This window comes from Kribbella pittospori (assembly GCF_004331465.1).
GTDB lineage: Bacteria > Actinomycetota > Actinomycetes > Propionibacteriales > Kribbellaceae > Kribbella > Kribbella pittospori.
Genome location: NZ_SJKB01000012.1, coordinates 17847 through 30708 on the forward strand (window position 1 = coordinate 17847; position 12862 = coordinate 30708).

The following is a 12862-nucleotide window of genomic DNA, read 5'->3' on the forward strand; positions in this document are numbered from 1 at the left end:
GTTGCAACTGACTGAGGGATGGTGAGAGATGGACGCGGCAACGTGGGGGTTGATCGTCGCGACGTTCGTCGCGTGTTTCGTGGAGATGGTGGAAGCCACCACGATCGTCATGGCGATGGGCTACACGCGGAGCTGGAAGTCGGCGCTGGTCGGTACGTTCGCAGCGCTCGGTGCGCTCGCGGTGGTGACCGTGGCGGCCGGCTACGCGCTGGCGAACTGGCTGCCGGAGTCGGCGCTGCAGTTGGCGATCGGCGGCCTGCTGCTGATCTTCGGCCTGCAGTGGTTGCGCAAGGCGATCCTCAGATCGTCCGGGCGCAAGGCGGTCCACGACGAGGACGCGATCTACCGCGAAGAGGTCGAGGCGGCGAAGGCGGCCGGTGAGAGCAAGGGCGGCCTGGATCTGTTCGCCTTCATGGTCTCGTTCAAGGGCGTCTTCCTGGAGGGCATGGAGGTCGTGTTCATCGTGCTCACCTTCGGCCTGAACGCGGACAACATCCCCGGCGCCAGCCTGGGTGCGGCCGCGGCCGTGGTGATCGTGCTCGGCATCGCGATCGCGCTGCGCCGGCCGCTGTCGATGATCAACGAGAACCTGCTCAAGTACGGCGTCGGCCTGCTGCTCGCGTCGTTCGGGACCTACTGGGCGGTCGAGGGCATCGGCATCTTCCGTGACGGCCGCGAGAGCCTCGACTGGCCGGGTCACGACCTGATGATCCTGGTCCTGCTGGCCGCCTGGCTGCTGCTCAGCCGGATCTTCGTGAGCGTACTGCGCAAGCCCGCCGTACCGGCGCCGGTCGTGGCCGGCGACATCCCTGTGGAGGTGAAGAAATGAAGTTCCTGAAGGCCTTCGGCCAGTTCTGGTACGACTTCATCATCGGTGACGACTGGAAGATCGCGGTCGCTGTCGTGCTGTCGCTCGTCGTCCTGTTCGCGGCCATGACGGCCGGACTGTTCGGTGACACCGGCCTGACCCTGCTCGGCGGCGCACTGATCGTCGTCGCGTTCAGCATCAGCCTGGCCATCGACGTACGACCGAAGAAGCGCTGAAAACCCAAGCCCTGTTGACGATCGGCCCCGGCCGCGCCTGTGCGCGACCGGGGCCGTCGTACGTCCGAAAGCAGTGCTCTGTAGCAATCACAACACCTATTCAAAATCTCGTAGTATCTGCTACGGTGAGGCGAGGCGCCGATCCATCCGTCCCCGAACCGGAGGTCCGACCGTGACTCCTTCCCAACCTGAGCAGGTGAGCGTGCCGTGATGCGCGACACCGCCGAGACCGTGCTGGCGCTGCTGCCCGCGGACGTGCAGTACGGCGACATCCGGGTGGTCCGGCGCACCCACGAGCAGGTCCTCGTCGAGCTGGACGGTCCGGGCGAGGTCGGGTACGACGACTCGCTCGGCCTCGGGCTCCGGGTCCTGATCGGCGGCCAGTGGGGCTTCGCCGCCACCCACCGGCTGGACCCCCGCGGCCTCGACGCCGTGATCGCGCAGGCGGTCGGCCAGGCGCGGGCGACCGGCGGAGGCGGCCACGTGAACCTCGGTGAACCGGTGACGACCCGGGCCACCTGGTCGTCGCCGATGCGGATCGACCCCTTCGAGGTCCCGCTGAGCACCAAGCTCGACCTGCTGTCCGCCACCGTGAAGGAGGCGTCGACCGCGGGTCCGCTGGTCCAGCAGATCGAGGCCTCGATCGACTTGTACCGCGACGAGAAGGTGTTCGCGAACACCGACGGCGCCCTGATCGAGCAGACCCTGACCGAGAGTGGCGGCGGCCTGATGGTGAACGCCGGCAACGGCGACGACCTGCAGCGCCGGTCCTTCCCGCAGGGCGTCCCGCGACAGATCCGCGGCCAGCGTGGCGACTTCGCCACCGCCGGCTGGGAGCACGTCGAGTCGCTCGGCCTGGTGGAGAACGCGGCCCGGGTCGCGTCCGAGGCGGTCGCGCTGCTGACCGCTCCGCAGTGCCCGGACGAGGTCACCACACTCATTGCTGGAGGCAACCAGTTGGCCATGGTGCTGCACGAGTGCGCCGGCCACCCGATGGAGGCCGACCGCGCGCTCGGCACCGAGGCCAGTCTGGCCGGCGGTACATACGCGACGCCCGAACGCCGGGGCAATTTCCGCTGGGGCTCGCCGATCGTCTCGGCGTACGCGGACGCGACCATCCCCGGTGGCCTCGGCTCCTTCGGGTACGACGACGAGGGCGTGCCGGCGCAGCGCACCCAGTTGGTCAAGGACGGCATCTTCCTCGGCTACATGTCCGGCCGGGAGTCCGCGGCGGCGCTTGGCGATCAGCCGACCGGAGCGTCCCGGGCCGACGGCTGGCAGCGGCTGCCGCTGGTGCGGATGACGAACATCTGCCTGGAGCCGGGGGAGTCCTCGCTCGAGGAGATGATCGCGGGCACCAAGCGCGGCATCCTGGTCGACACCAACCGCGGCTTCTCGATCGATGACCAGCGGATGTCGTTCCGCTTCACCACCGAACTCGGCTGGGAGATCCGCGACGGCAAGCTCGGTCGGCTGCTGAAGAACTGCAGCTACCAGAGCGTGACCCCGGAGTTCTGGGCCGGACTCGACGCACTCGGCGGACCGGACGAGTGGAAGGTGCACGGCGTCCCGTCGTGCAACAAGGGCGAGCCGCTGCAGGTGGCTCATGTCGGTCACGGCACCGTGCCGGGACGTTTCCAGAACGTGCAGGTGGGACGATGAGCATCGAGCGGACAGACATCGAGCAGGCCCTGGAGATCCTCGGCCCCGGCAGCCGGCTGGACGTGCTTGGCGAGAACGCCGACCTGCTCCGGTACGCCGAGTCCGAGATCACCGCACAACACAGCGAACGCAGGCTCCGCGTCCGGGTGAAGGTGAACCGGGACGGCCGGATCGCCGGTGGCACGCTGGAAACCCTCGACCCGGAAGCCGTGCGTGTCCTCGCCGATCGGCTGAACGCCGCCCTCGCCGAGCTCCCGCCGTCCGACTCGACGGACAGCGCGTCCGATCAGCCGGTAGCGGATGGTGAGCAGGTGCCGGTCGAGCCGGCGAAGTCCATTGTCGACTGCGACCCCGCCGTACGGCATGAGTGGTTCAGCACCGTGCGCGACGGTCTGGATCCGGCCGCGCGCCTCGGCGGTGCGATCCGGTACGACGTACTGGACCGTGTCGTTGCCGACTCGACCGGGCTGTTCCGGTCCGAGACGTTGACCAAGGCATCGATCCAGGCGATCGCCAAGCAGGACGGGCAGTCCGCGAGCGTCAAACTGGTGCACCGCGATGCCGACCTGATCCCGGTCGGCGACATCCCCGGTCGGCTGCGTGAGGCGTTGCGCCCCTTGCCGGTGCGCGAGAAGTTCCAGGGCAGCTGCCGCGTGCTGCTCAAGCCGTCGGCAGTGAACACGCTGATCGCGACCTTCGGACTGTGGGCGCTAGGTGCGCAGCACTACGCGAGTGGGCGGTCGGTGCTGACCGGGCGGTTGGGCGAGCAGGTGGTGAGTGAGAACCTCACACTGGTCGACGATGCCACTGATGCATCCGGGCTGCTCAGCGGGTTCGATGCTGAGGGCAACGTTCGCCGCCGGACGCCGCTGATCGAGCGCGGGGTGCTGACCGGACTGGTATCTGACCGGCGGCGCGCTGGCCTGACCGGGGGAGTTCCGACTGGTCACGCCGTACCGGATGGTTGGCGGTTCGGCGGTGACCCGGTTCCGTCACACCTACTCCTTGACGCCGGTGACGCGACCGAGGACGAGTTGCTTGCCGAGTGCGGTAGCGGACTGGTGGTGAACCGGCTCGACTACCTACGGGTGCTGCACCCGAAGCAGACCCTCGTCACCGGTACGACGCGAGACGCGACCTACTGGGCCGAGGACGGCAAGGTCGTCGCATGGCATCCGCAGTTGCGGTTCACCTTCCGCATGGACGAGGTGCTGAACGCCGTACTGGCTGTCGGCGCCGTCCGCGAGATCGGCGACCAGACCTTCATGGACAGCGTGGTAACCCCGTCTCTGCTGATCGAGGCCGGACCGCTCGTCCTCACCTGATCCAGCAGCGCCCCGTGTGTGTACGTGCTCAAACCGCGGGGCGCTGCTGCTCCACCTCCTGGAGGCTTCATGCCGACGGTGACCACGCTTCTGACCGGTCACTTACTGACCTCGAACCAGGGCAACCCGGCGTTCTGCTCGGTGCTTCTGGTCGAGGACGGAAACCAGCGCGTCCTGTTCGACTTCGGGCACGTCGGCCGTCGCCGGCACCTGCTCGAGGCGCTGGCGAACCGGGGCCTGGCGCCAGGCGACCTCGACCAGGTGGTGCTGTCGCACGCGCACTGGGACCACGCGCAGAACGTCGACCTCTTCGCCGGTGCGCAGGTCTTCGTCCATCCTGCCGAGCTGAACCATCTGCCCGACGCTCCGATCGTTCCGCGCTGGACGAAGGCGATGTTCGATGGTCTGGAGCTCCGCGAGGCGGTCGAAGGGCATCAGGTGATGCCGGGCGTCGAGATCGTGGAGCTGCCGGGGCACACTCCGGGCTCGATCGGGCTGTCGGTCTCCACCGCCGAAGGAACCGCCGTACTCGCGGCTGATGCGGTTCCGACTCTGGCCGTCCTCCGAGCCTGCCGGGCATCGGGCAGACCGTACGATCAAGAGCGCGCGGATGCTTCCGTCGAACGCGTCGCGGCGCTGGCCGACATCGTGTACCCGGGTCATGATCAGGCGATCCGCGTCGACGAGAGCGGCGAGTTCTCCTACGCGGAGGAGCCGATGCCGTTGGAATTCAGGGTCCCGTGAGCAGAGGAGTTGCCGTGGACACCATCCCCGAGCGGACGCCGAGCATGCTCGAGGATCCGCCTGAGCTCGACCTCGGTACGGCGGCGCGACTGCTGCGGTCCGAGTACGGCCTCGACGCCGAGGTGACCGAGCTGCGCAGTGAGCGCGACCGGAACTTCCTCGCCGACGCCGACGGGCAGCGGCTCGTGGTCAAGGTGTCGAACTCCGGCGACGATCCGGAGCAGATCGCGATGGAGTGCGCGGCGATGGACCACGTCGCGGTGGTCGATCCCGGTCTGCCGATCCCGCGCGTGGTGCCCAGCATCGACGGCCGCGCGGTGGTGATGGTCGACGCCGCTGACGGCCGCAAGCATCAGGTCCGCGTGATGACGGTGATGCCTGGCCAGGTCGCCGATCTCGCCGCGCTGCCCGAGTGGTTCGCGGCCGACTTCGGGGCCGTGGCTGCTCGGCTGACCCGCGCGTTGCAGGGCTTCGGACATCCAGCGGCGTACCGGCGGCTGGACTGGGATCCGCGGATCGTCACCAGCCTTCGCGCGTACGCCGATCGGCTGCCGGAGGAGCATCGCCGTGAACCGATGCTGAGACTGCTCGATCGCTTCGACGGACTCGATGCGGCGACGCGGGCGCTGCCCGGATCGGTGCTGCACGGCGACGTGACGTTGAGCAATGTGCTGATGCAGGACGGCGGCATCACGGGCGTGATCGACTTCGGCGACATGCACCACACCGCACGTGTCGCCGAGTTGGCGATCAGCCTGACCTCGTTGCTGCGGGAATCCAACGATCTGTGGGCGGACGCCGGCCGCTTCCTGGACGGGTATCAGCGAGTGCTTCCGCTCGAGCCGGCAGAGGTGGAGCTGATCGGTGAGCTGGTGCTCGCCCGGTCCGCAGCCAGCGTGCTCATCTCGGCTTGGCGTGCGCCGCTCTATCCGGCCAACGAGGAGTATCTGACCAGCTTGGTAGCAGGAAGCTGGCGGATCCTCGACCTGTTGAGCGCTGTGGAGCCAGCCGAACTCGCGCAGCGCTTCCATCGCCTGTGCGGCACCTCGCGGGTCGCTTCCGCACAGGCCGCCGATCCCACCTTGCAGGTGCGACGCGAGGCCGCGCTCGGCGGTGAGTTGTCGCCGCTGTTCTACCGGCAGCCGTTGCAGGTCGTGCGGGGTGAGGGCGCGTGGATCCACACTGCCGACGGACGGCGGTATCTCGATGCCTACAACAACGTTCCCGTCGTCGGGCATGCGCATCCGGCCGTCGTACAGGCGCTTTCGCGGCAGGCCGCCGTACTGAATCTGAACTCGCGGTACCTGCATCCGAACGTGGTCGAGCTGGCGGAACGGTTGGTCGCGTCGATGCCTGCCGGGTTGGACACCTGTGTGTTCGCGAACTCGGGGAGCGAGGCGAACGACCTGGCCTGGAGGATGGCGCGAGTGGTGACCGGTCGTGACGGTGCGATCGTCGCGGATCTCTCGTACCACGGGGTCAGTGAGGCGACGGCGGCGTTCTCGACGAACACCTATCCGGCGTCTGCGCGGCCGGCCCATGTGGCTGTGTTCGAAGCGCCTCGGGATCCTGCGGATGACGGAATGGCGGCTGCACAGCGAGTCCGGAGCGCGCGCGGTGAGCTGGGGCGGGCGGGCCACGACCTGGCGTTGCTTGCGGTGGACAGTGTGTTCAGTGGTGCGGGGATTCTGATGCCGGGGTCGTCGTTCATGCGGGGGTTGCAGGACGAGGCGCGGGCGTCCGGCGGGTTGTTCCTCGCCGACGAGGTGCAGGCCGGATTCGGTCGCGGCGGGCAGAACCTGTGGCGGTTCCAGGACTTCGGGCTGACGCCGGACTTCGTCACGCTCGGCAAGCCGATGGGCAACGGGCATCCGGTCGCGGCGCTGATCACCCGGCGCGAGATCGCGGAGGCGTTCGTCGAGGTGGACGAGTACTTCAGCACCTTCGGGGGAAACCCGGTGTCATGCGTCGCCGCGCTGACCGTGCTGGACGTGATCGAGCAGACCGGCCTGGTTGCTCGCTCCGGTGAAGTCGGTGCGCAGTTGCGGGCCGGGTTGGAGTCATTGGTGCCGGATCTGCCGGTGCGCGGGCAGGGGCTGATGGTCGGAGTGGAGATGCCGGGTGCCGGCGACTTCGCCGAGCGCTTGCGGGACAACGGCGTACTCGTCGGGACCACGGGGCCTGGCGGGGGAGTGCTGAAGATCCGGCCGCCGCTGATCTGGGAGTCGTCGCACGTGGAGGTATTCCTGTCGGCATTCGAGGCGGCGCTGCGTTAGCTTGGGCGGGTGCGTGAACTCGTTGTGCTGGGCACCGGAAGCCAGGTGCCGTCTCGCGAACGCACGCAGAACGGGTACTTCCTGCGCTGGGACGACGAGGGATTCCTCTTCGACCCGGGCGAGGGGACCCAACGGCAGATGCTGTACGCCGGGGTCTCGGCCGGTGCGATCACGCGGCTGTGCGTCACGCACTTCCACGGCGATCACTGCCTCGGCGTACCGGGGATCGTGCAGCGGCTGTCACTCGACGGGGTGTCCCATGCGGTCCACGCGCACTATCCGGCGTCCGGGCAGACGTACTTCACCAGGCTCCGGTACGCCGCTTCGTTCTTCGAGCGGGCCGAGTTGCTCGAGGAACCGGTCGAGGACGACGGGCTGCTGTCGGTCGGGTCGTTCGGTCAGCTCTGGGCGCGGCGTCTGGAGCATCCGATCGAGTCCTTCGGCTACCAGTTGATCGAGCCTGATGGGCGCCGGATGCTTCCCGACAAGCTCGCTGCTGTTGGCATCGCAGGCCCCGCCATCGGCCAATTGCAGCAGGCCGGTTCGCTGGACGTCGACGGACGGGTGATCCGGATTGAGGACGTCAGCGAACCTCGCCCGGGCCAGCGCTTCGCGTTCGTCATGGACACCCGGCTCTGCGACAACGTCCTCCGCCTCGCGGACGGCGCGGACCTTCTGGTGATCGAGTCGACGTACCTGTCGTCGGAGACAGAACTGGCCCGGCGCTTCGGCCACCTGACTGCGCGTCAGGCCGCCCGGGTCGCAGCCGAATGTGGTGTGCGGAAGCTGGTCCTCACCCACTTCTCCCAGCGCTACCTGGAACCCGAACGCTTCCACGAGGAAGCCGCCGCCGAGTTTTCCGGCGAGATCGTGGTCGCCTCCGACCTCAGCCGGACCGTGGTCCCGTCCCGCCGCTAGCTCGGGCTTGGGCGAACAGTGCGTGACGAGCTGGCAAACAGGGCTCGGCTCCGGTGACGGCGGTCCTAGCATTGCCCGCGAAGCATTGCTCACCAATGGAAATTGCCGATCACCCAGGAGCGACCCCTCGTGCGCACTCCCCGTCCACTGCCGGCGGCGATCGCACTGGTCGTTGTTGGCGCGGTGGTGGCGGTGGCGGTGTGGCGGCCCTGGTCAGGCTCCGCCGACGCGGCCGGTGGCCCGCCCCAGATCACCGTGTCCCGCAGTCAGTGCGGGCAGGGCTGGAGCGGCGCGAAGACCGGCCGGCAGACGATCGTCGTACACAACACTGGCGACGCGGCCGCAGAGGTCGACCTCGTCGAGGTCCGCAGCAACAAGGTGTACGGCGAGGTGGAGGGCCTGGGCCCGAACACGAGCGCGCCGATGGACGTGCAGCTCGCCGCCGGGCAGTACGCGATCCGCTGCCTGATCGAGGACACCGACGCCATCACCGGTCCGACGGTCACTGTCGCGGGCGACGCGAAGGGCGGTCCGGCCGTGGTCGCCGTCACCAAGAACGACATGTTGCCGCTGGTGAAGCAGTACGAGGCCGCGGTCGCCGGCGGCGTCGCCGATCTGGCCGTCAAGACGGACAAGCTGCGCGCCGATGTGGATGCGGGCAACCTGGCCGCCGCCCGGGTCGACTGGCTGCCTGCGCACCTGGCGTACAACTCGCTCGGCGCGGCCTACGACGCGTTCGGCGACTTCGCCGACAAGATCGACGGATCCGCCGGCTTCCATCCGTTGGAGAAAGGCCTGTGGCGCAACGCTTCCGCCGCCTCTCTGAAGCCGATCGCGGACCAGTTGGCCGCCGACGTCCACGGCTTGCAGCATGACCTGCCCAACGAACAGGTCGATCCGAACGATCTCGGGCTGCGCGCCCACGAAATTATGGAGAACGCCCTCCAGTTCGAGCTGACGGGCGAGAACGACCAGGGCAGCGGTACGTCGCTGAACACCGCGCTGGCCAACCTGAACGGTACGGCGAAGGTGCTGGCCATCCTCGACCCGGTGCTCGAGCCTCGTGACCCGGACCTACCCCAGGTGCAGAAGTGGGAGGGGCGGGTGCGCGCGCTGCTGACCGCGCACCGGAGCACGGCGGTCGCTCAGCTGGACCAGACCACCCGGGAACAGCTCAACGGTGCGGTTGGCGAGCTGCTGGAGCTACTCGCGCCCGTCGCCGCCCTCTGCGAAGTACGGAGAAGTTCATGACCGGCGTCGGCCGTCGATCCTTCCTGCGTGGCGCGCTTGCCGGGGCCGGCGCGGCTGCGGTGACCGGGCTGACGGTGTCCGCCGACGCGGCGACGTCGACTTCCGTGGCGTTCCACGGCGTACACCAGGCCGGTATCACCACCGACCCGCAGAAGCAGGCGATCTTCGCGTCGTTCGACGTGATCGCCGCCAACAAGGGCGAGCTCACCGACATGTTCACGATATTGACCGACCGGGCGCGCCTGCTCACCGCGGGCGGTGCGCTGCCGCCGCTGGGGATCACCGCCCCGCCGGCCGACTCCGGCGTACTCGGCCCGGACATGCCCGGCGACGACCTGACGATCACCGTCGGCGTCGGGGCGTCGCTGTTCGACGAGCGGTACGGCCTCAAGGATCGCAAGCCGGCGAGGCTGACGGCGATGAAGGAGTTCCCCAATGACAGCCTGGACGACAGCCAGTGCCACGGGGATCTGAGCCTGCAGTTGTGCGCGTCGGAGACCGACACCGTGCTGCACGCGCTGCGGGACATCGCCCGGCACACCCGCGGCGCGATGCAGTTGCGCTGGCGGGTCGACGGTTTCCAGAGCCCGCCGCGGCCGTCCGGCACGCAGCGCAACCTGATGGGCTTCAAGGACGGCATCGTCAAGCCTTCGTTGGCCGACCATGACAAGCTCGTGTGGGTCGGCAAGGCCAACACTGAGCCGGCGTGGACCGAGGGCGGCAGTTATCAGGTACTGCGCCAGATCCGGATGCTGGTCGAGTTCTGGGATCGGGTGTCGGTCGGCGAGCAGGAGAACATGTTCGGCCGGCGGCGGGATTCCGGCGCGCCGCTGGACGGCAACAGCGAGAGCGACATCCCCAACTACCCGGCCGACCCGACCGGCGGCGCGATCCCGTTGACCAGCCACATCCGGATGGCCAACCCCCGCACCGCGGACACGGCGGCCAGCCAGTTCCTGCGCCGCGGCTACAACTACGACAAGGGCACCGACTCGGTCGGGGACCTGGACATGGGACTGCTGTTCTGCGCGTACCAGCAGGACATCGCCCGGCAGTTCGAGGCCGTGCAGACCCGGCTGATCGACGAACCCCTCGTCGACTACATCCGGCCGGTCGGCGGCGGGTACTTCTTCGCGCTTCCCGGTGTACGGGACAGCAACGACCACTTCGGGCGGTCGTTGCTCGCATGAGTTACTCAGGAGGAGAAGGCATGCGTGCAAGACTTCGTGTCGCAGCCACGGCCACTGTGGCCGCGGCCAGCGTGTTGCTGGCCGGCTGTAGCGGCGGCGACACCAACCAGGTGGCCAACGCCGCCTATTCGTACAAGCCGGCCCAGCCGGCCACTCCGATCCAGCACGTGGTGGTGATCTTCGGCGAGAACATCTCGTTCGACCACTACTTCGGCACCTACCCGAACGCGACGAACTCCGACGGTACGCCGTTCAAGGCCGACCGGCACACGCCCAAGGTGAACGGCCTGTCCAAGCAACTGCTGACGCACAACCCGAACGCCTACGACCCGAAGCGGTTGGCTCCGTCGCAGGCGCTGACCTGCGACCAGAACCACGGCTACGGTCCGGAGCAGAAGGCCGTCGACGGCCGCAAGATGGACAAGTTCGTCGAGAACACCGAGACCGACAAGTGCACCGGCCAGCCCGTGCTGTTCGGCGAGCCGGGCCTGGTGATGGACTACTACGACGGCAACACCGTCACCGCGATGTGGAACTACGCCCAGCACTACGCGCTGAGCGACAACTCGTTCGACACGGTGTACGGCCCGTCCACCCCGGGTGCGCTGAACCTGATCTCCGGCCAGACCCACGGCGTCCAGGCGATGGACCCGAAGACCGGCAAGCCCACCACGGACGCGTACGCCGTACAGTCGCCGGACAAGAACGGCATCGGCACCGTCACCAACGACCCCGACCCGTTCTACGACGACTGCTCCAACAGCAACGGCAAGTCGACGAACAACCTGGCCGCGATGCACGGGCAGAACATCGGCGACCTGCTCAACCAGAAGCACGTCACCTGGGGCTGGTTCCAGGGCGGCTTCAAGCCGACCAGCACCGCCAACGGTAAGGCCGTCTGCGGCGCACAGCACACCAACGTCGGCGGTATCGCGGCGCTGGACTACAGCCCGCACCACAACCCGTTCGAGTACTACAAGTCGACGGCGAACCCGAAGCACCTGCCGCCGACCTCGGTGCAGGCCATCGGTCGCACCGACCAGGCCAACCACCAGTACGACACGTCGGACTTCGACGCGGCCGTGGCGGCGAACAACCTGCCGGCAGTCAGCTTCCTGAAGGCCGGCGAGTACCAGGACGGTCACGCCGGCTACTCCGACCCGCTGGACGAGCAGGCGTTCATCGTCAAGGAGATCAACCAGCTGCAGAAGTCCAAGGAGTGGTCGTCGACCGCGGTCGTCCTGGCCTATGACGACTCCGACGGCTGGTATGACCACGTGAAGTCGCCGACGGTGAACGGCTCCAAGGACGCCGCGCTCGACCAGTCGGCGCTGTGTGGCAAGGCTCCGGTGTCCGGCGGCTACGCCGACCGCTGCGGCTACGGCCCGCGCCTGCCGCTGCTGGTGATCTCGCCGTACGCGAAGACCAACCACGTCGACCACTCGCTGACCGACCAGACCTCGATCCTGAAGTTCATCGAGGACAACTGGCGGACCGGCCAGATCGGCGACCACTCGTTCGACCAGCGCGCCGGCAGCCTGAACGGCATGTTCGACTTCCGGCACCCGAGCAGGCAGAAGCTGATCCTGGACCCGAAGACCGGAGCAGTCGTTCACTAAAGGTGATCGGCGAGGAAGTCGTCGATCAGGCCGTTGACCTCCCTGGGGGATTCGAGGGCGGCCAAGTGTGCCGACTGTTCTAGAACGACGAAGCGGGCGCCGGGGATGGAGTCGGCCATCTCCTCCGTCTCGAGGACCGGGAAGGTTGCGTCCTCGGCGCCCGCGACGACCAGAACCGGCGTGCGGATCTGCGCGAACAACTCCCGTTGGTCCGGCCGCCGCGGGACCACGCTGGTGACCGCGTGCCTCCCGGAGGTGATGTCCACCCGTCGCGCCAGCTCGTTGACCGTGGCAACAACATCTGGCTTCTCGCGTTTCGTCGTCGGACCGAGAAACGCGTCGCGGACCGGGTTCTTCAGCGGTCCGCGGATCCCGCCGAGGAGCTGAGCCGTCCGCGTCAGTACGCCGTACTCGAACTTCTGCCTGAGGCCGGCCGGTGACGCGGTCGCATTCATGAGTACGGCGATGCCGGTCCGATCCGGGTGGAGTGCGGCGAACGTGCCGCCGATCATGCCGCCCCAACTGTTGCCGATGACATGTACTCGGTCGACGCCGAGCTCGTCGATGATCGCGCGGATCACCTCGGCGCACTGCTCGAAGCTGAACGGTCCGGTCAGTGCCGAGCTCCCACCATGTCCCGGTGGATCGACGAGCACGACCTGAAACCGGTCGATGAAGTGCGCTGCCTGAGCCGACCACAGCGTGCCGTCCATCAACAGGCTCGGCCAGAACAGCATCGCCGGCCCCTCGCCGCCGACTCGCAACCGGATCCGCCCCAGCACGGTCTCGACGTACCGATCCTCCACCCCAGCGAGCAGCATGACTGAACGCTA

General features: G+C 68.0%; 11 protein-coding genes. 10 read left to right on the top strand and 1 reads right to left on the bottom strand.

The features are described 5' to 3' along the window. The first annotated feature begins 28 nt into the window (after nucleotides 1-28). The 10 genes from E0H73_RS32225 to E0H73_RS32270 all read left to right on the top strand — a co-directional run bounded on the left by E0H73_RS32225 (nucleotide 29) and on the right by E0H73_RS32270 (nucleotide 12029). Nucleotides 29-829, top strand: a complete 801-nt coding sequence (locus E0H73_RS32225) for a COG4280 domain-containing protein (RefSeq protein WP_131362721.1) — start codon at nucleotides 29-31, stop codon at nucleotides 827-829. Beyond that, on the top strand, nucleotides 826-1044 hold the full coding sequence (locus E0H73_RS32230; protein ID WP_131362723.1) for a hypothetical protein: 219 nt from the start codon (nucleotides 826-828) through the stop codon (nucleotides 1042-1044). Before E0H73_RS32225 ends, E0H73_RS32230 begins: the two co-directional genes overlap by 4 nt. A 210-nt stretch (nucleotides 1045-1254) precedes the next feature. Then, the gene (locus E0H73_RS32235; RefSeq protein ID WP_131362725.1) at nucleotides 1255-2706 is read left to right on the top strand and encodes a TldD/PmbA family protein; all 1452 of its coding nucleotides are present in this window, start codon (nucleotides 1255-1257) and stop codon (nucleotides 2704-2706) included. Next, on the top strand, nucleotides 2703-4031 hold the full coding sequence (locus E0H73_RS32240; RefSeq protein ID WP_131362727.1) for a TldD/PmbA family protein: 1329 nt from the start codon (nucleotides 2703-2705) through the stop codon (nucleotides 4029-4031). Before E0H73_RS32235 ends, E0H73_RS32240 begins: the two co-directional genes overlap by 4 nt. 69 nt (nucleotides 4032-4100) lie before the next feature. Beyond that, nucleotides 4101-4775: an MBL fold metallo-hydrolase gene (locus tag E0H73_RS32245; protein WP_131362729.1), complete on the top strand. Its 675-nt coding sequence runs from the start codon at nucleotides 4101-4103 to the stop codon at nucleotides 4773-4775. A 14-nt stretch (nucleotides 4776-4789) separates the two neighbouring features. Further along, nucleotides 4790-7051: an aminotransferase class III-fold pyridoxal phosphate-dependent enzyme gene (locus E0H73_RS32250; RefSeq protein ID WP_131362731.1), complete on the top strand. Its 2262-nt coding sequence runs from the start codon at nucleotides 4790-4792 to the stop codon at nucleotides 7049-7051. A 9-nt stretch (nucleotides 7052-7060) separates the two neighbouring features. Then, a complete protein-coding gene (locus E0H73_RS32255; protein WP_131362733.1) occupies nucleotides 7061-7969 on the top strand; it encodes a ribonuclease Z in 909 nt (302 codons plus the stop codon). 129 nt (nucleotides 7970-8098) lie between these two features. Next, nucleotides 8099-9220, top strand: a complete 1122-nt coding sequence (locus tag E0H73_RS32260) for an EfeM/EfeO family lipoprotein (RefSeq protein ID WP_202867664.1) — start codon at nucleotides 8099-8101, stop codon at nucleotides 9218-9220. Continuing rightward, on the top strand, nucleotides 9217-10410 hold the full coding sequence (locus tag E0H73_RS32265; protein WP_131362735.1) for a Dyp-type peroxidase: 1194 nt from the start codon (nucleotides 9217-9219) through the stop codon (nucleotides 10408-10410). The genes E0H73_RS32260 and E0H73_RS32265 overlap by 4 nt, the downstream gene beginning before the upstream one ends. Nucleotides 10411-10430: 20 nt before the next feature. Further along, nucleotides 10431-12029: a phospholipase C gene (locus E0H73_RS32270; protein ID WP_131362737.1), complete on the top strand. Its 1599-nt coding sequence runs from the start codon at nucleotides 10431-10433 to the stop codon at nucleotides 12027-12029. On the opposite strand, the gene E0H73_RS32275 is transcribed toward E0H73_RS32270, so the two are convergent. Then, a complete protein-coding gene (locus tag E0H73_RS32275) occupies nucleotides 12026-12850 on the bottom strand; it encodes an alpha/beta fold hydrolase (RefSeq protein ID WP_131362739.1) in 825 nt (274 codons plus the stop codon). The two genes, E0H73_RS32270 and E0H73_RS32275, sit on opposite strands and share 4 nt — an antisense overlap. Nucleotides 12851-12862: the final 12 nt, after the last annotated feature.